The 16987-nt window shown below is 67.1% G+C and carries 16 protein-coding genes; 8 read left to right on the top strand and 8 right to left on the bottom strand.

Annotated features, from left to right (window positions below):
- Positions 1–30: 30 nt before the first annotated feature.
- Together F467_RS0104585 and F467_RS0104580 are read left to right on the top strand one after the other, a co-directional pair.
- Positions 31–1878, top strand: coding sequence for a hypothetical protein (locus F467_RS0104585; protein ID WP_018137744.1), 1848 nt, complete (start codon positions 31–33; stop codon positions 1876–1878).
- Positions 1875–3947 (top strand): EAL domain-containing protein, encoded by a 2073-nt coding sequence (locus F467_RS0104580; protein ID WP_018137745.1) that lies wholly within the window; start codon positions 1875–1877, stop codon positions 3945–3947. Before F467_RS0104585 ends, F467_RS0104580 begins: the two co-directional genes overlap by 4 nt.
- A 167-nt stretch (positions 3948–4114) precedes the next feature.
- Here the strand turns inward: F467_RS0104580 and dnaJ are convergent, their stop codons facing one another.
- The 4 genes from dnaJ to hrcA all read right to left on the bottom strand — a co-directional run bounded on the left by dnaJ (position 4115) and on the right by hrcA (position 9222).
- Positions 4115–5266 (bottom strand): molecular chaperone DnaJ, encoded by a 1152-nt coding sequence (gene dnaJ / locus F467_RS0104575; protein WP_018137678.1) that lies wholly within the window; start codon positions 5264–5266, stop codon positions 4115–4117.
- A gap of 121 nt (positions 5267–5387) precedes the next feature.
- On the bottom strand, positions 5388–7319 hold the full coding sequence (gene dnaK, locus F467_RS0104570; protein ID WP_018137677.1) for a molecular chaperone DnaK: 1932 nt from the start codon (positions 7317–7319) through the stop codon (positions 5388–5390).
- A gap of 140 nt (positions 7320–7459) precedes the next feature.
- Entirely contained in the window at positions 7460–8041 is a 582-nt protein-coding gene (gene grpE / locus F467_RS0104565; protein ID WP_018137676.1) for a nucleotide exchange factor GrpE, read from the bottom strand.
- A 125-nt stretch (positions 8042–8166) separates the two neighbouring features.
- Positions 8167–9222 carry a heat-inducible transcriptional repressor HrcA gene (gene hrcA / locus F467_RS0104560; protein WP_018137675.1) on the bottom strand — a complete coding sequence of 352 codons (1056 nt, stop codon included), beginning with the start codon at positions 9220–9222 and terminating at the stop codon, positions 8167–8169.
- Positions 9223–9334: 112 nt separating this feature from the next.
- On the opposite strand from hrcA, the gene F467_RS0104555 reads away from it, so the two are divergent.
- Both F467_RS0104555 and recN read left to right on the top strand, forming a co-directional pair.
- Positions 9335–10213 (top strand): NAD(+) kinase, encoded by an 879-nt coding sequence (locus tag F467_RS0104555; RefSeq protein WP_018137674.1) that lies wholly within the window; start codon positions 9335–9337, stop codon positions 10211–10213.
- A 7-nt stretch (positions 10214–10220) separates the two neighbouring features.
- On the top strand, positions 10221–11882 hold the full coding sequence (recN, locus tag F467_RS0104550; protein WP_018137673.1) for a DNA repair protein RecN: 1662 nt from the start codon (positions 10221–10223) through the stop codon (positions 11880–11882).
- Between the two features lie 183 nt (positions 11883–12065).
- Here the strand turns inward: recN and F467_RS0104545 are convergent, their stop codons facing one another.
- Genes F467_RS0104545 through F467_RS0104535 form a run of 3 tightly spaced genes read right to left on the bottom strand, consistent with a single transcriptional unit; the run spans position 12066 to position 13754 of the window.
- Positions 12066–12548: a gamma-glutamylcyclotransferase gene (locus tag F467_RS0104545; RefSeq protein WP_018137672.1), complete on the bottom strand. Its 483-nt coding sequence runs from the start codon at positions 12546–12548 to the stop codon at positions 12066–12068.
- 8 nt (positions 12549–12556) lie between these two features.
- Positions 12557–13069, bottom strand: coding sequence for a YcgN family cysteine cluster protein (locus F467_RS0104540; protein ID WP_018137671.1), 513 nt, complete (start codon positions 13067–13069; stop codon positions 12557–12559).
- Positions 13062–13754, bottom strand: coding sequence for a hypothetical protein (locus tag F467_RS0104535; RefSeq protein ID WP_018137670.1), 693 nt, complete (start codon positions 13752–13754; stop codon positions 13062–13064). Before F467_RS0104535 ends, F467_RS0104540 begins: the two co-directional genes overlap by 8 nt.
- An 89-nt stretch (positions 13755–13843) precedes the next feature.
- On the opposite strand from F467_RS0104535, the gene F467_RS0104530 reads away from it, so the two are divergent.
- The 3 genes from F467_RS0104530 to F467_RS0104520 are packed head-to-tail and all read left to right on the top strand — an operon-like array spanning position 13844 to position 15712.
- Positions 13844–14968, top strand: coding sequence for a hypothetical protein (locus F467_RS0104530; RefSeq protein WP_018137669.1), 1125 nt, complete (start codon positions 13844–13846; stop codon positions 14966–14968).
- Positions 14969–15027: 59 nt separating this feature from the next.
- Positions 15028–15243: a hypothetical protein gene (locus tag F467_RS0104525; RefSeq protein ID WP_018137668.1), complete on the top strand. Its 216-nt coding sequence runs from the start codon at positions 15028–15030 to the stop codon at positions 15241–15243.
- Positions 15244–15268: 25 nt separating this feature from the next.
- Complete coding sequence (locus F467_RS0104520) at positions 15269–15712, top strand: hypothetical protein (protein ID WP_018137667.1); 444 nt, start codon at positions 15269–15271, stop codon at positions 15710–15712.
- Between the two features lie 30 nt (positions 15713–15742).
- Here F467_RS0104520 and F467_RS0104515 read toward each other — a convergent pair whose 3' ends face one another.
- Positions 15743–16414, bottom strand: coding sequence for a tetratricopeptide repeat protein (locus F467_RS0104515; protein ID WP_018137666.1), 672 nt, complete (start codon positions 16412–16414; stop codon positions 15743–15745).
- A 237-nt stretch (positions 16415–16651) separates the two neighbouring features.
- Between F467_RS0104515 and F467_RS0104510 the strand changes: the two genes are divergently transcribed.
- Positions 16652–16915 (top strand): hypothetical protein, encoded by a 264-nt coding sequence (locus tag F467_RS0104510; protein ID WP_018137665.1) that lies wholly within the window; start codon positions 16652–16654, stop codon positions 16913–16915.
- Positions 16916–16987: the final 72 nt, after the last annotated feature.

The following is a 16987-nucleotide window of genomic DNA, read 5'->3' as shown; positions in this document are numbered from 1 at the left end:
CCACTAACGGTGCAACCTCCAGACCCCCTCATGACCGACACCCTGCCCAAACTGCCCACCCGCACGGCCGGCCCCGAGAGCTTCCCGCATCGCCAGCCGCGCAGCCTGCGCCAGTGGTGTCGAGCGCTCCCGTCGGCCGACCCGGACTCGGCCTTTTCCCATCTGCGTCAGGCCCTGAGAGAACTGAACAGTTTCGCGCTGCAACCCGGGGTTCGTTACTCGCTGATCACCCTGCTGGAGGAGCCCCTGCTGCCCTTGCTACAGCGGACCGGGAAATCCCTTTCCCAGCGCATGCTCCCCCTGGGAGCGCGCAGCCTGAAGCGCGCGCGCGAACAGGCCGAGGCACTGGACAGCCTGCTTACCGCCTGGCTCCTGATTGCCCGTGAACACCACGGGCAGAGCGAACGCAGTGCGCGTGCGCTGCAGGCCGCCCTGGCCTTGAGCGCCGCCCAGGCCGTACACCACTGGCGCCTGTATCAACCGCTCCCGGATGACTTCTGGCAGCGTACCTACGCCCTCCTGTCATGGGCACGCGCACAGAACCTCGCGCAGGCACAGCCGCGCGACGAGCCTCGCTATGGGCCCCTGTCCATGGCCCCGGTCGAGACCCTGGCGGCACGTCTGATGCTGCTGGGCGGCAGCGACCCCAATGCCCTGGAGGTGGGCGAGGTCGACCTGCTGGCTCGCTGGCTGGACCGTCTGCCGCTGTCCTGCGCCGAAGGGCTGTCCGCGACCCCGCACCCCGACCTCCCGGTCCTGTGTGCGGCCCTCGACAGCGCCCACCCTCCGGGGCTGACACTGCGCGAGCACGCGCGGCTGCACGGTGACTGTTGTGTCGAACTCGGGCCGGTGCTGGAGCAGCTGCGAGAGGCGCCTCGCCGCCTGGAACCGCACCGGCGCCCGGACGAGCGCAGCCTGACCGAACGCCTGCTGCGGCTCTGGTCGCAGCTGCCCACCCGCCAGCATTCGCGCGAAACCACCGAGGGCCAGCACCGCCTGTGCCTGTTGGGGATCAAGCGCATCCAGCACTTCCTGTGCGAGGAACTGGAGGAACGAAAGCGCGACACATCGCATACGCCCCTCCCCAGCGGGGTCACCCGGGACACGGATCGAGTGGGCGTTTACCACATGTCCACCGCCGCCGAGCGCGGCTCGGACTTCGCCCTGGTGGATGCCGCGAGCCCACACCGGCCACCGTCGGAACTGCGCAAACTGGCTGAGGGGCCGCCCGATGCGGCCGCAGCCGCCTGGGAGAACGTCGGCCGCGGGCTGGAGAGTGCCCGTCCGGGCGAACCCCGCACCCCGATCACCAAGCGGCACCCCCCCGAGCAATGGACCGTGGACGACATCGGGGCGGGCGGACTGCGCCTGCGGCTGGCCCAGCCCCGCCAGTCACTACTGATTGGCGACCTGGCCGCCCTGCGCCACCCCGACGACCACTACTGGACCATCGGGGTCCTGCGCTGGATCCGCTACGAAAGCGACATCGAGATCAGCATCGGGGTGGAATTTCTCGCCGAGCGCGGCCTGCCGGTGCAACTGCAGGAGTATCGCAATGGCCGCGCGGCCGGCCCGGCGCACCCGGGTCTGTTTGCCTCGCTGCGCAGGGATCGTGGCGGGGCGGCGCTGTTCATGCCGGCCCAGGTGTTCGACCACGAGAGCCGCGTCGTATGCTGGCTGGCGGGCCGCCCGCGTGTCCTGGCACTGGACAGCGAGCGTACCGGTACGACACTGTTTACCGAAACTGGCTGCCGGATGACCGATCTGACGCTGGGAGAACCGCCTCCCGATGACATGGAAGCCAATGAAGCGGTGACTGACCAGGCCCAGCCCGGGCTGTCGCTCACACCGCGCGAACGCAATAATGGACCCGCATGAGCGAAACCATCCGAATCCTCTTTGTCACGGCGAATCCGAACCTCGCCGAGCAAGTCATCAGCAGCATTCGTACGCGGGGTAGCGCGGTACGCCCGGAGCAGGTCGAGACCCAGGACGACCTGATCAACGCGCTGGAGAACACGCGACACGACGTGGTCGTATTGATCGAGCCCGGTCTCGTGCTCTCGCGAGAGGTGGTCGATACGGCCCTGCGCGACAGTGGGCGCCGCATCCCGCTGGTCCTGCTGACCGAGCGTCCGGAGCCCGAGCGTGTCCTGGACTACGAGGCCGGGAGTTTCGCCGTGGTCGATCACGAACAGGTGGAACTGGCGAGCCTGATGGCCATCCGCGCGGCCGAACAACGGCGCCTGCGCCAGCGTGTCCAGCGTCTTGAGGCCTCCCTGCACGAGTCGGAGAACCGCTGCCAGTTGCTGCTCGATAACTCGCGCGACGCGATCGCGTATGTCCACGAGGGCATGCACCTGTACGCCAACGCCTCCTGGCGCGAACGCTTCGGTATCGAGGATCCGGACGAGGTCGACGGGCTGCCACTGATGGACCTGGTCACGGCCGATAACCGCGGCGAGATGAAGGCGCTGCTGCGCCGCTTCCAGAATGGCGAGGAAGGCGATACGGCTCGCGCCCACTTCCACCTGCAGAGTATCGATGGCCTGCCATTCGAGGCCGACCTGCGCCTGTCCGCCGCAAGCGTGGAGGGCGAGGCCTGCACCCAGCTCCAGCTGGAAGCCAGCCAGGAAGACCCCGAGCTGGCGGAGCGAATCGACTTCCTATCGCAGCGCGATCTGGTCACCGGTCTGTACAACCGCCAGCACTTCCTGTCCACAATCGAGAGCGCTCAGACCCGGGCCGAGGAGACGGAGAAACCCTTCGCCCTGCTGACCTTGGCAGTCGACCGCTTCGCGGAGATCCGCGCGAAGGTCGGGATGTCGGCCGCCGACCTGCTCCTGGCCGACATGGGCAAAGTCATCGAGGATCATTTCCCCGAACCCGCCATTGCCGCACGTCTGGAGGGCGAACACTTCGGTGTCCTGGCGCCGGAGACCCGCCGCCAGGAGGTCGAGGAGCGCATCCACAGCCTGATGCAGGCCGTCACCGGGCATGTCTTCGAACTCAACCAGTCGTCGACCAACTGCACCCTGTCGGCCGGCGCCGTGATCGCCGACGAAAGCGCCCCCAGCACGGAGGATCTGCTCGACCAGGCCCACCGGGCGCTGGAGGAGGCGGTCGAGGCCGGCGGCGGCGTCCATCGCTTCTACCACCCGGCCGAAGGCGAGCTGACCCAGGGCCAGGCCGACCAGCAGTGGAAGCTGCGCATCCAGGACGCCCTGGACCATGACCGCCTGGAGCTTCGCTTCCAGCCGATCGTGCATCTGCACGGCAACGACCGGCCGCGCTATTCGGTGTTCGTGCGCCTGCGCGACGCCGACGGCCACCTGCACGAGCCATCTGCCTTCCTGCCTGCGGCCGAACGCACGGGCATGGCCCCGGCGGTGGATCGCTGGATCGTCAAGACCGCGCTGGGCGAACTCGCCGGGTGCCTGAAGGCTCAGCCCAAGACCCAGTTTTTCCTGAAGCTGGGCACCGGCTCAATGGGCGACCCGACTGTGGTCAGCTGGCTCAACGATGACCTGCACGCCCTGCGCATCCCGGCCGACAACGTCGTGGTCGAGCTCAAGGAGCCGACCGTGGTCACCAACCTGAAGCCGGCGATGAAAGTATCGCGCGGCCTGGTCGAGATGCACAGCCACCTGTGCATCGACGACTTCGGCAATGGCCTGAACCCTTTCCAGTTGCTGCAGCACCTGGAGGCCGATCACATCAAGCTCGACCCCTCGTTCGTCGAGGGGCTGGCGGAGAACGAGGAAAACCAGGAGGCGATCCGCGAGTACGTCGACGCGGCGCACGCCAAGGGCAAGCAGGTGATCGTGCCGCACGTCGAGGATGCCAGCGTGCTCGCCGTACTGTACGGGCTGAACGTCAACCTGGTGCAGGGGTACTTCATCCAGTCGCCCCTGGCCAAACCGACGTTCGACTTCGAGGCGACCTGACCTAGGGAGACGCTGATTCAATCGCACGTCCGCGTTGGTGCCCCCTGTTTTCCGAGACAAGGCGCGTCGTGCAGCGGGTAGTGGTTCTACCCGCAAGCGGCGCAACGCAGGATCGGGGAACAGGGGGCACCAACGCGGACGTGCGATTAAATCAGTGTTTCCCTAGCCTATTTCGACCAGAAGTTCAGGTCCTCGAAAAAGCCCTTCACGCCATCCAGCCAGGAGTGCGCCTGCGGGCTGTGCTTGGTGCCGCCCGCCTGAGTCGAGTCCTCGAACTGGCGCAGCAGCGCTTTTTGTTCCTTGGTCAGGTTGATCGGGGTCTCCACGGTCACCCGGCAGATCAGATCGCCGACACCCCCCCCGTGCACGGACTGCACGCCCTTGCCACCGACGCGGAACTGCTTGCCGGTCTGCGTCTCGGCCGGCACCTTCAGCTTCACCCGGCCGTCCAGGCAGGGGACCTCCAGTTCGCCACCGAGTGCGGCGGTGGCGAACGAGATCGGCACCTCGATGTGCAGATCCGATCCGTCGCGGCGGAACAGCTTGTGCGGCTTGACCCGCACCTGCACATAGAGATCCCCCGGCGGACCGCCGTTGACGCCGGCCTCGCCCTGGCCGGCCAGGCGGATGCGGTCACCGCTGTCGACCCCTGCGGGGATCTTCACGTCCAGCGTGTTCTGCTCCTGCACCCGGCCGTTGCCATTACAGGCCTTGCAGGGGCTGGCGACGATCTTGCCCGAGCCCTCGCAGCGCGGGCAGGTCTGCTGCACCGAGAAAAAGCCCTGCTGGATGCGCACCTGGCCCACGCCGTTACAGGTCGGACAGGTCTCCGGCGAAGTACCCGGTTCGGCACCCGAGCCGTCACAGGCCTCGCAGGAGACGGTGGTCGGGATGCGGATCTTGACCTCGGTGCCAAATACGGCCTCCTCCAGGGTCAGGTCCAGGTTGTACTGCAGGTCGGAGCCGCGGAATGCGCGCGAACCGCGCGCGCGGCCACCGCCACCCCCGAAGATGTCGCCAAAGATATCCTCGAAGATGTCCGAGAAATTGGAGGCCCCGGCACCACCACCAAAGCCCCCGGCCCCACCATCGACGCCGGCATGTCCGTAGCGGTCGTAGGCTGCACGCTTCTGGTCGTCACTGAGGACGTCATAGGCAGCGCGCGCCTCCTTGAACTTGGCCTCGGCCTCCTCGTCCCCCGGATTGCGATCGGGGTGGTACTTCATCGCCAGGCGGCGAAAGGCCTTCTTGATGTCGGCGGCCGAGGCGTCCTTGGCGACGCCCAGCACCTCGTAATAGTCGCGTTGTGACATGGTCATTTCCAGGTAGATCGTTCGCGCGAACGCGGAATGCCTTCACGCAAACGCCCGGAGTCACGAGTACCCCGGGCGCGGCGTTCAAACAGGACCGGAAGGACGCGAAGCCCCGCCGGCTGCGGCATCAGCCCTGCTTCTTCTGGTCGTCGTCGACTTCCTCGAACTCGGCGTCCACGACGTCGTCGGCCTGCTGTTCGCCACCGGCCTGCTCGGCCCCGGCCTCGCCCGCGGCATCTGCGCCCTGGGCATAGGCCTTCTCGGCCAGTTTGCCGGAGGCCTCGGCCAGCTTCTGGGTGGACTGTTCGATGGCCTCGACGTCGTCACCCTCCATGGCCTTCTTCACCTCGGCGACGGCCGCCTCGATCGCGGAACGCTCGTCGTCGGAGACCTGGTCACTCAGGTCCTTCAGCGACTTCTCGGCCGAGTGCACCAGGGCATCGGCCTGATTGCGCGCGCCGACCAGCTGCTGGAACTTCTTGTCTTCCTCGGCGTGGGCCTCGGCATCCTTGACCATCTGTTCGACTTCCTCATCGGACAGGCCGGAGGAGGCCTTGATCACGATCTTGTTCTCCTTGCCGGTCGCCTTGTCCTTGGCCGAGACGTTCAGGATACCGTTGGAGTCGATATCGAAGGTGACCTCGATCTGCGGCACACCGCGCGGCGCGGCCGGGATGTCCTGCAGGTCAAAGCGGCCCAGCGACTTGTTGGCGCTGGCCATGTCGCGCTCGCCCTGCAGCACGTGCACGGTCACCGCGGTCTGGTTGTCGTCGGCGGTGGAGAACACCTGGTTGGCCCGGGTCGGGATGGTGGTGTTCTTCTCGATCAGCTTGGTCATCACGCCGCCCATGGTCTCGATCCCGAGCGACAGCGGGGTCACATCCAGCAGCAGCACGTCCTTGACGTCACCACCCAGCACGCCAGCCTGCACCGCGGCACCCACCGCAACGGCCTCGTCCGGGTTCACGTCCTTGCGCGGCTCCTTGCCGAAGAAGGACTGCACCGCTTCCTGCACCTTGGGCATGCGGGTCTGACCGCCGACCAGGATCACGTCATCCACCTCGGAGGCGGACAGGCCGGCATCCTTCAGCGCGACCTTGCACGGCTCGATGGAGCGCTTGACCAGGTCGTCGACCAGGCTTTCCAGCTTGGCGCGGGTAATCTTCAGCGCCAGGTGCTTCGGCCCGGTGTTGTCGGCCGTGATGTACGGCAGGTTGACCTCGGTCTGCTGGCTGGAGGACAGCTCGATCTTGGCCTTCTCGGCGGCCTCCTTCACGCGCTGCATCGCCAGCGGGTCGCCCTTGATGTCGATGCCCTGGTCCTTCTTGAATTCCTCGACCAGGTAGTCGATCAGGCGGTTGTCGAAGTCCTCGCCACCCAGGAAGGTATCGCCGTTGGTCGCCAGCACCTCGAACTGGTGCTCGCCGTCCACCTCGGCGATCTCGATGATCGAGACGTCGAAGGTACCGCCACCCAGGTCATACACGGCGATCTTGCGATCCCCGCGCTGCTTGTCCATGCCGTAAGCCAGCGCGGCCGCGGTCGGCTCGTTGATGATGCGCTTGACCTCGAGCCCGGCGATCTTGCCGGCATCCTTGGTCGCCTGACGCTGGGAGTCGTTGAAGTAGGCCGGGACGGTGATCACCGCCTCGGTCACCGTCTCGCCCAGGTAGTCCTCGGCGGTCTTCTTCATCTTCTGCAGCACACGCGCGGAGATCTCCGGCGGGGCCATCTTCTTGCCCTGCACCTCGATCCACGCATCACCGTTGTCGGCCTTCACGATGTTGTAGGAGACGAGCTTGATGTCCTTCTGGACCTCGCCTTCATCGAACTTGCGCCCGATCAGGCGTTTGGCCGCAAAGATGGTGTTCTGCGGATTGGTAACCGCCTGGCGCTTGGCGGACTGGCCGACCAGCACCTCGCCATCTTCACTGAACGCGACGATGGACGGGGTGGTGCGGGTGCCTTCCGCGTTCTCGATGACCTTGGCCTGGTCGCCTTCCATGACGGCGACGCAGGAGTTGGTGGTCCCGAGGTCGATACCGATGATCTTGCCCATGGCTGAATTCTCCTGATGCGAAAATTTTTGCGCGGCAGAGAACAACTCTCTGCCAACTTGTACGGGAATCTGGGGCCCCCGGCCGCGTTTTCAAGGGACGCCCTGTCACGCGCCCCGAAAACCGTCCCGGAGAGACCGGGTCAGGCGCTCTCGTCGATGTTGGGCGAGGTGGGCGCCTTGGAGACCACGACCATCGCCGGGCGCAGCACACGGTCCTGCAACAGGTAGCCCTTCTGCATGGTGGCCACCACGGTATTCGGCGGGTTCTCCGGATCTTCCTGCATGGACATCGCCTGGTGGCGTTCCGGGTCGAAACGCTCGCCGGTCGGGTCCTCGGCCTGGATGCCGAACTTCTCGAACACCCGGTTCAGGTTTTTCAAGGTCAGCTCGGCGCCCTCGATGATGCGCTCGACATCCTTGGACTCGCGGGCGGCCTGCAGGCCCATCTCCAGGGAGTCACCCACCTCCAGCATCTCGGAGGCAAACTTTTCCATCGCGTACTTGTGCGCGTTCTCCAGCTCGCGCTCGAAGCGCCGGCGCTGGTTCTCCAGCTCCGCCTGAGCGCGCAGTGCCTGGTCGCGGCGTTCCTCGGCCAGGGCCTCGAGCTCCTGGAGGCGGGCATCGACACCCTCAACGGCCTCGTCGCCCTCGGGCTGGGTGTGCTCCGAATCCGCGGCCTCGAATGCTTCCGCCGGTTCCTGGGGTTCACGCTGATCGGACATGTCTGCCTCGTAGAATCGGTGAAAAAGTAAAACGCATGCCGGACCCTACGGGCGGCACACGCGGATCAATTCGGTTTGACTATCGGGACTCTGGGGGCACCCTGGGCGGTTTCAAGGGCGTCCGACTATTTCGTGTCATGGACCGGGTCGCCAAGCGCCGACCCCAGCAGGCGCGCGGTCACATCCACAATCGGAATCACGCGATCGTAGGACATGCGCGTAGGCCCGATCACCCCGAGCACGCCGACCACTTCCCCGTCGACACTGTAGGGGGCGGTGACCACCGAACAGTTCTCGAACCAGTCGAGCCCGGACTCGCGCCCGATGAAGATTTGTACCCGGTCGCTGCGGATGCACTGATCCAGAATCCCGAGGATCTCGCGCTTCTCGTTGAATGCCTCCAGCAACTGGCGCAGGCGATCGATGTCCGCCAGCTCCTCGTAGCTGAGCAGGTGGGTCTGGCCCGCCACCACGACATCGTCCGGGTCTTCGCCGGCCACGGCCTTCTCGCCCAGATCAATGGCCGCCAGCATCATCGCATCGAGGTTCTCGCGCACGTCGCGCATCTCGCGCAGCAGGGCATCGCGCACCGCGTGCAGGCTCTTGCCAGCCAGGTGTGCGTTCAGGTAGTTGGCCATGCGCTGGAGGTCGTCCTGATCGAAGTCGCGCTCGAGCTCCAGTACGCGGTTCTGCACCTCCTTGCCGTCGATCACCAGGATCGCCAGCACCCGGCGCTCGCCCAGGCGCAGGAACTCGAGCTGGCTGAGCGCCACGTTACGGTGGCGCGGCAGACGCACCATGCCCGCCATGCGCGTCACCTGCGACAGCAGGTTGGAGGTCGCGCCCATCAAGTCCTGGGTGGTCGCGTTCGGGTCGAAACCCGACTGGATCGCGCGGATCTCCTCGACCGTTGGTTCGCGCACCTCGAGCAGGCTGTCGACGAACAGGCGGTAGCCGCTCGCGGTCGGGATCCGCCCGGCGGAGGTATGCGGCGCCTGGATCAGGCCCAGGTCCTCGAGATCGGCCATCACATTGCGCACCGTGGCCGCGCTGACCTTGAGCCCGGAGGTGCGCGCGAGGGTGCGCGAGCCGACCGGCTGACCGTCGCGGATATAGCTCTCGATCAGGGTCCGCAGCAGGGTACGGGCCCTGGCATCCAGATTGATCGCGGCGTTTTCCATCGGTGATCAGCGCTCCATGGGGGCGAGTAACAATGCCCAGTGTTCGATCCGCACCGGGAGACGTCAAGAAACCGCGGATGCAGTCCCCCGCCCTTTTCCGGATAATGCCGCCATGATGCCGGAATTCAAGACGATCGGGCTGGTGGGCAAGACCAGCGACTCGCGCACGGGCCCACTGGTGGCACGGCTAGTGGAGCTGCTGCACTCGCGCGGCCGCCAGGTCCACATGGAGCAGGACATCCCCGGCTTCGACCGTCCGGACGACATCGCCCTGCTCCCCCTGGCCGAACTCGCCGAGGCCGCCGATCTGCTGGTCGTAATCGGCGGCGACGGCACGTTGCTGGCCACAGCCCGGCGGATTGCCGACAACGAGACCCCAGTACTCGGCATCAACCTCGGGCGACTGGGCTTCCTGGTGGACGTCTCGCCGGAGACGGCCTGCGAGGAGCTGGGCGAGGTCCTCGATGGCGCGTACGAGTTGGAACCGCGCGCGATGCTCGAGGCGGAGCTGATCCGCGACGGTGTCACCATCCACGAAGGCATCGCGCTCAACGACGTGGTGCTGCACGTGCTGAGCGTGGTGCGCATCATCGAATTCGACACCGCGATCGACGGCATGGACATCGGCCGCCTGCGGGCCGACGGGCTGGTCGTGGCCACCCCCACCGGCTCCACTGCCTACGCCCTTTCCGCTGGCGGCCCGATCCTGACCCCGCAGCTGGACGCGATGGTCATGGTCCCCGTCTGCCCGCACAGCCTGAACCACCGCCCGCTGGTGGTCAGCGGCCGTTCCACGGTGGAGATTCGCCTGTCCAGCGGGAGCCGGTCGCCGGCCCAGATTGCGCTGGATGGCCAGGAGAACATCGACTTTGCCCCCGGCGATCTGGTGCGCATCCGCCGCCGCGAGCGCAACCTGACCCTGATCCACCCGCGCGAGCACTACTTCCTGCGCGTCCTGCGCACCAAGCTGCGCTGGGGCGAGCAGCCCTGATCCCGCCATGCTGCGACTGATCAGCATCCGCGACTTCGCGATCATCGACCGGCTGGAACTGGAGCTGGACACGGGCCTGAGCGCCCTGACCGGCGAGACCGGGGCCGGCAAATCCATCCTGATCGACGTGATCGGCCAGCTGCTGGGCGACCGTGCGGATGCGGGCATGGTGCGCGAGGGGGCCGAGCAGGCCGATCTGTCCGCGGAGTTCGCCCTGCCCGAGCAGGGCTCGGCCAGCACGTGGCTGGCCGAGCAAGATCTGGCGGACCCCGATGACGACGCGGTGCTCCTGCGGCGGGTCCTGACCCGCCAGGGCAAAAGCCGCGCCTGGATCAACGGCCGCCCGGTCGCGGTCGGCCAGCTGCGCACGCTGGGCGAGTGGCTGGTGGACATCCACGGCCAGCACGCCCATCAGCAGCTGTTGCAGCGCGACACTCAGCGCCACTGGCTGGACGGCTTCCTCGAAGGCGACCGCGTGTCCCGCGTGCGCGAGGCCCATCAAGCCTGGCGCGAGACCGCCCGTGCGCTGGAGCAGGCCCGCGAGAGCCAGGCCGACACCTCCGACCGCCTCGATCTGCTGCGCTTCCAGACCACCGAGCTGGCCGAACTGGCCCCGGTACAGGACGAGTACCCACAACTGCTGGTCGAGCAGAACCAGCTCGCCCACGGCACCGAGGTGCTGAGCGCGCTGCAGGCCGCCAGCCAGCAGATCGAGGACGACGCCGGACTCGATGCCCAGATCGGCCATGTGCTGCACGCACTGCAAGACGCCGCGCAGCACGACGAACGGGTCAACCCGGCTGTCGAGTTACTGGAATCCGCGCGCATCCAGATCGACGAGGCTGGCGACACCCTGCGCCGGCTGGCCGACGGCATCGAACTGGACCCGGAGCGCCTGGCCGAGCTGGACCAGCGCGTCGGCGAGTACCTGCGCCTGGCGCGCAAGCACCGCGTCGATCCCGAGGCCCTACCGGTCCTGCACGACGAACTGCAGACCGAGCGGGACGCCCTGGAGAACGGCGACCAGACCCTCGAGGCCCTGGAGGCGCGCGAACAGGAGACCCGTACCGCCTTTGATGCGGCCGCCAAGGCGCTGAGCCAGGCCCGCCAGCAGACCGCCAGCCGCATCGGTCAGGCAGTCACCGACACCATGCAGGAGCTGGGCATGGCCGGCGGCCACTTCGAGATCGCGATCGAGCCCGCCGACAAGCCGCAGGCGCACGGCGTGGATCACATCGAGTTCCGAGTCGCCGCGAACCCCGGCGCTGCCCCCCAGCCGATGGCAAAGGTCGCCTCCGGCGGCGAGCTCTCGCGTATCGGGCTCGCGCTACAGGTGCTGGCCAGCCAGCAGCAGACCGTGCCCACGCTGATCTTCGACGAGGTCGACAGCGGCATCAGCGGCGCGGTCGCCGAGGTCGTCGGGCGCAAGCTGCGCACCCTGGGCGAGCGCCATCAGGTGCTGTGCGTAACCCACTTGGCGCAGGTCGCCGCTCAGGCCCACCAGCAGCTGGAGGTGCAGAAGTCGCACGGCAAGGACGGCACCCGCACCGCCATCCAGCCCCTGGACGACGAGCGCCGCGTGGAGGCCCTGGCCCGCCTGATCGGCGGCACCCAGCTCACCGAGACCACCCGCACCCACGCCCGCGAACTCCTCGCCGCTGCTGGATAATCCGGCACTCAGACCACAAGGCAAAGCGTAGGATGCGATGAGCGCATCGCATCGCATCGCTTCAAGCGTGGAACCTGCTTCAACCCCAATGATGCGATTCGCTGCGCTCATCCGCATCCTACACCCCGCGCGGATCGTGGAGCGGACGCTACAGAATCACCACCAGTGAGTGGGCCATACGGTTCAGGGCCGCGCCGGCCAGGTGCCGTCCGCCAGATGGCGCGCGCCGGGCGGCAGGCGTGGCATCCAGTAGACCCAGAGGGCCGCCGGGCCTTCCTCGGTCCAGGCGGGCACCAGGGCACGGCGATACTCCCCGCGGCCGTCCGCGCGCACGCCCTCGAGGGCATCGATGTGTGGCAGGGTCCGTGGCGGATCGGGCAGGCGAATCCACTCGCCGTGCACAAGCCCCTGCGTCCCCTCCGGGACTGGCTGCGTCAGACCCCGAAAGCGGTGCTGACGCCCCGCGTCACGGGCCGGGTCCTGACCGGCCTTCAGGAGAATGCTGCTGCCAGGGACCTGCACGGCGGGATAGCCCACGGGCAGGTCATAGATCGACCCCGCGATGCTGGCCGTACGAATCCGGAGGGCCCGCGCGCAGAATGCGCGGTGGTTGGCGAAGCCCTGCTTCAGCGTCCCGTATACGAACAGGTCAACAAACGCCGCCATACCGATGCCTACTCCTGCGAGAGCCGTACCACCGGGCGCCACAGGCGCGCGGACTCCGGCACCTGGCCGGGCCAGTCGACCACGTAGTCGATCAGGGGGAGATCCGGGGCATCACACTCTCGGATGACCCTTCCGGCCACCGAGACGCGGGCGCGCTTGACCGTCTCCGGATCGCCGGTCAGCAGAGGGTGCCAGGTGGGCAGCGGCTGGCCCTCGAAGCGCAGCCGGTAGGCGCAGGTGGGCGGCAGCCAGTGGTAGTTGGGCAGGTCTTCCAGGGTGAGCTGGATACAGTCGGGCACGAAGTTGCGCCGGTTCACGTAGTCCGAACAGGCGCCGGTCTCGCAGTCGAGCAGATCGCAGGCCAGCCAGGTAAAGGCCAGTTCGCCCGAGTCCTCGTCTTCCAATTTGTGCAGGCAGCAGCGGCCGCAGCCATCGCACAGGGCCTCCCACTCGGCGTGGCTCAGCGTCTCGAGCGGGCGCTCCCAGAACGGGACCGGGGCCCCGTCGACGGGATCACTCATGATCCTCGCCGAGCATGCGCCGTCCTTCATCACGCAAGCGACTCACCGTCTGGGCCCAGCGCTCCTGGGTCACGAAGTGCATCAATACACGTCCTCGGCGCGGCACCATGATGGCCAGGCCACGATCCGGATAAAGCCAGTAGCTGTGGTCGGAATCGATCTGCATGCGCTCGGCCGGCTCGCCAAAGCGTTCCTCCAGGACGTCGTGGGTCCAGCGCGCGCGGGGGATGTAGCTCATCTCGACGATCGGCACATTGCCCAGTGAACTGAGTGCCTCGTCGCTCAGCCCGTAGCGCCATGCCCCGCTGGGCATCGGCCGATCGGAGGTCGTCTGGGACTCGATGCGATCGAGGTCGGCCTCGTCCAGATCCGGGCGCAGCACCAGGTTCGTCTCGAATGGCGGGATGCGCGCGTTCACGTAATAGGCCTCGACTGAACGACTGCCGTCCGGGTCCACGAACAGGCGGATATCCGGCACCGGCAGACGGCCCATCTGGTCCGCCATGGTGGATTCACCCAGCGTAATGCCCAGCACGCGGGTGCGCTGTTCGTCGATCACCTGTACCTGCCAGGGCAGGTCGGTGAACTGCTGGGTACGCTGACCGCCCGGGTTGGAATAGACCCACATCGCCAGCGCCATGATCACGGCCATCGCGATCAGTCCCACGATCCAGCGTATCTGCATGCCTTGCACTCCCCGACGCGAGGCGGCCCCGACGCGCCGGCTCTCGTATAATGCCGGCCCTCCCGTTGACCACCGGATGACAGCCCGCCATGTTCTCACGTTTGTCCGCCTGGATCACCGCCCGCTCCGTGCCTGCCGGCAGTGCCGGTCGCATCGTCGTGCTGGCCCCGAAACAGACCCTGCTGGCCGCCGGCGACTGGCTGGACGACCTGGCCAGCAAGGCGGGCCCGCTAACGCTCGGCGTAACCGATGCCGAACGCGATGGAGACTTGTCCGACCCGGGTGATGACCGGCCCGCAGTGGCGCTGCCACCGGACCTGGCCCGGGAGCGCCTGGCACGTCTGCAACCACGGGCCGTGGTCGTCATCGGCCCGGTTGGCAAACTGGGCTCGCCACTCGCCGCGATCACCGCGCCTCGCCTCTGGATGAACGCCGAGGGCGACGCACCTGCCGGCGTCGAGTGGGCCGGGATCTTCGCCGCGCGCGATCAGGCCTGTAACGCGCCCGGGACACAGGTGATCGGCGACCCGATCGCGGGGGCTGTCGAGCTGCCCGCGGCCCCGGCGCCCGACACGGACTTCTGCGAACGCTTTCGCGAATACCACGAGAAGGGGCACCCCATCCTGCTCGCCCCCAACACGGGGCCCGGCGAAGAGGCCTTTGCGTTCGCGGTGCTGTTCGCCGTGCTGCGCAAGACCGCCGCGATCCTGCTGCTGGCGCCGGCAGACCGCGAACGCCACGAGCCGGTGTACCGCGACGCGATCAAGTACTCACTCCCGATCATCCGCCACAACCGCTTCATGACCTCCTTTGTGCCGCGCAAGAACCGGGTGTACTACATCGAGGATCCCGAGACCCTGCACTCGGCCTATGGCTGCGCGCACATCACCCTGCCTGGCGGCACACTGGCCGCCAGCGAGACGCCGCCGGACCTCGGGCTGCCCCTGGCCCACGGCAGTGCCGTCGTCTGCGGCCCGGCGGACGACCCGGCTCGGCCGGATGCCGCCACCCGCCTGCGGATGGCCGCCGAGCACACCGGCCTGGTCTCGCGCGGCAGCACGCCGGAAGAGGTGGCCGACGAGGTACTCGCACGCCTGGCCGAGGGCCGGACCGCACAGGATCGACGCGATGATCTGACGCAATGGCAGCAGCGCCAGGCCAATGCCCGCTCCACCGTTCGCGATGCCCTGACCGGCAGTCTCGCCAACGCATGAAGCGTCTTCCAAGTAATTGATCTATAATCTTCAAGACGTTCATTTAACGGATTCACCCGATGATCGATGGCAGCGCGTCCCTGACGGGCATCCAGAACGGTGTCACCAGCCTGCGCCAGCAGGCGCATACGGTGGCCACCGAACCGGCCGGCGGGCGCGAAAGCACAACCGCACAGGTCGGCATGATCGCGAGCCAGAATCAGGTCGAGGCCTCGGTGAAAACCCTTCAGGCCGAAGATCGCATGATCGGCTCGCTGCTGGACGTGCGCGCCTGAGACGGCGGAATCCGGGAGGCGGACGATGGAAGTCCCAGTCAGCAATCCTTCGGCGGCAGTCCCGCTCGGCACGCGGCCGACCGGTTCCGATCGCCTGGGACTCGGCCAGACCTCGGCACCCGCGGAGTTTGACCGCCCGCTGAACGACCCCGAGGCCGGCGAGGCCCGCCGCCCGATCGAGGACGATGCGGAGCAGGATAGCGATCGCCGCGGTGGCGATCAGAGTGACCGCTCACTGGAGTTCGGCGCGCGTTCCGAACAGGAACTGTCGAGCCGAGCGCGCATCAGCGCCGAGCAGGAGGCGGCCCGCATGCGCCGCGATGGCGACACGCAGGACGATTCAGCGATTCGTGATGGCAGTTCGCTGGGACAGGACGGCGTCGAGGCCTTGCGCCGCCGGGTGGAACTGGCCGTGCGCCTGGCAGGCCCCACCGAGGAGCCACGGCGCGAACTTAACGTGGTGGTCTAGTAACGCCACCTGAAGCACCAACCCCGCCGATTATTGCAGCCGCGTCACCGGCTGCCCCTGGCTTTGTAACCACTCGCGAGCCTTCTCGCCCGCATGCAAACGCTCGTCGGGAGACAGCTCTCGGGCCACGCGCTCGCGATAGCGGGCTGCGTTGGCCACGCCCATCTCGGCGGCGATCGCGTACCACTTGAACGCCGATACGTCCGAGCGCTCCACGCCCTCGCCCATCGCAAACAGCCGCCCCAGATTCGCAGCACCCCGGCCCTCGCCGCCCTCGGCTGCCAGCAGATACCACTGCGCGGCCTGCTCGGCGTCCTGAGGCAGCCCGCGCCCCTCGTCGAATTTGAGCCCGAGATTGAACATCGCCTGGGCATTGCCGCGCTCGGCCGCTACGTGAAACCAGCGGGCGGCCTCGTTGGCATCGGGGGCGACGCCATCGCCCTGCTCGTAGAGGACGGCGAGATTGAAGGCCGCATCCGGAAAGCCGGCCTCCGCTGCCCGGCGGTACCAGCGCGCGGCCGCTTCCGGATCGCGCGGCTGATATTGCCCCTCGTCGGCCAGGACGCCCAGGTTATAGGCGCAGCGGGCATCGCCAGCTGCGGCACCGGCGCGCCAGCCGTCGATCGCGGCCTCGATATCGCCGCGCCCCCAGGCCTTGCGGGCCTGCTCCACGAGGTTTTCCAGTTCTGGAGTATCAGCCATCGTCTGTCCTGCGAACCCGGTATTGTCCGGGACCCTCCGGGTAGTAGTGAGTTCACTTTAACGCCCCCTCATGTAGAGGGCGATTTGGCACACAGTCTTTCGTGACGGCCGGCACAGCCAGGGACGCGCCGAAAAATCGGGTCGAACTCATAAAAACGGTTGTTGTCCCCTGCACGGAAAGCAGAGTGTTTTCACGCACGACTCACCCAAAGCCTTCGGACAACAAGGAGAGGCATTATGAAACGATCCACTGGAATTCTGGCGACGCTCGCAATCGCCCCGTTCGCCCTGCTGGTCGGCTGCGGCGAAGGCGACATGGACATGGAAGAGTTCGAGCAGCAACAAATGGAGCAGCAGGAACAAGGTGGTGGCGAGCCGATGCAACCGCCGGCGGATGAGGGCATGCAACAGCAGCAACCCCCGCAGGAAGGCGGCCAGATGCCGGATGAAGAAGGCAGCATGGAACCGCCCGCGGACGAGGGTGGCGAACAGGACTTCTAGTCCTGTCACCTGCCTGAAGCACACAAAAGGAGGGGCCTGGCCCCTCCTTTTTTATGTCCGACCGACTGCATC

The sequence above is a fragment of the Thioalkalivibrio sp. ALJ12 genome (assembly GCF_000378305.1).
Classification (GTDB): Bacteria; Pseudomonadota; Gammaproteobacteria; order Ectothiorhodospirales; family Ectothiorhodospiraceae; genus Thioalkalivibrio.
Note: the sequence above shows the minus strand (reverse complement) of the source record. Positions and strands in the feature narration are given on the sequence as shown.

What these genes read in the sequence shown, in the direction of transcription:
- F467_RS0104555 (WP_018137674.1), top strand. Translation starts at nt 9,335, where the DNA reads ATGATGCCGGAATTCAAGACGATCGGGCTGGTGGGCAAGACCAGCGAC.
- dnaJ (WP_018137678.1), bottom strand. Translation starts at nt 5,266, where the DNA reads ATGACCATGTCACAACGCGACTATTACGAGGTGCTGGGCGTCGCCAAG.
- hrcA (WP_018137675.1), bottom strand. Translation starts at nt 9,222, where the DNA reads ATGGAAAACGCCGCGATCAATCTGGATGCCAGGGCCCGTACCCTGCTG.
- F467_RS0104510 (WP_018137665.1), top strand. Translation starts at nt 16,652, where the DNA reads ATGAAACGATCCACTGGAATTCTGGCGACGCTCGCAATCGCCCCGTTC.
- dnaK (WP_018137677.1), bottom strand. Translation starts at nt 7,319, where the DNA reads ATGGGCAAGATCATCGGTATCGACCTCGGGACCACCAACTCCTGCGTC.
- F467_RS0104545 (WP_018137672.1), bottom strand. Translation starts at nt 12,548, where the DNA reads ATGGCGGCGTTTGTTGACCTGTTCGTATACGGGACGCTGAAGCAGGGC.
- F467_RS0104535 (WP_018137670.1), bottom strand. Translation starts at nt 13,754, where the DNA reads ATGCAGATACGCTGGATCGTGGGACTGATCGCGATGGCCGTGATCATG.
- F467_RS0104585 (WP_018137744.1), top strand. Translation starts at nt 31, where the DNA reads ATGACCGACACCCTGCCCAAACTGCCCACCCGCACGGCCGGCCCCGAG.
- F467_RS0104530 (WP_018137669.1), top strand. Translation starts at nt 13,844, where the DNA reads ATGTTCTCACGTTTGTCCGCCTGGATCACCGCCCGCTCCGTGCCTGCC.
- grpE (WP_018137676.1), bottom strand. Translation starts at nt 8,041, where the DNA reads ATGTCCGATCAGCGTGAACCCCAGGAACCGGCGGAAGCATTCGAGGCC.
- F467_RS0104520 (WP_018137667.1), top strand. Translation starts at nt 15,269, where the DNA reads ATGGAAGTCCCAGTCAGCAATCCTTCGGCGGCAGTCCCGCTCGGCACG.
- F467_RS0104515 (WP_018137666.1), bottom strand. Translation starts at nt 16,414, where the DNA reads ATGGCTGATACTCCAGAACTGGAAAACCTCGTGGAGCAGGCCCGCAAG.
- recN (WP_018137673.1), top strand. Translation starts at nt 10,221, where the DNA reads ATGCTGCGACTGATCAGCATCCGCGACTTCGCGATCATCGACCGGCTG.
- F467_RS0104540 (WP_018137671.1), bottom strand. Translation starts at nt 13,069, where the DNA reads ATGAGTGATCCCGTCGACGGGGCCCCGGTCCCGTTCTGGGAGCGCCCG.
- F467_RS0104580 (WP_018137745.1), top strand. Translation starts at nt 1,875, where the DNA reads ATGAGCGAAACCATCCGAATCCTCTTTGTCACGGCGAATCCGAACCTC.
- F467_RS0104525 (WP_018137668.1), top strand. Translation starts at nt 15,028, where the DNA reads ATGATCGATGGCAGCGCGTCCCTGACGGGCATCCAGAACGGTGTCACC.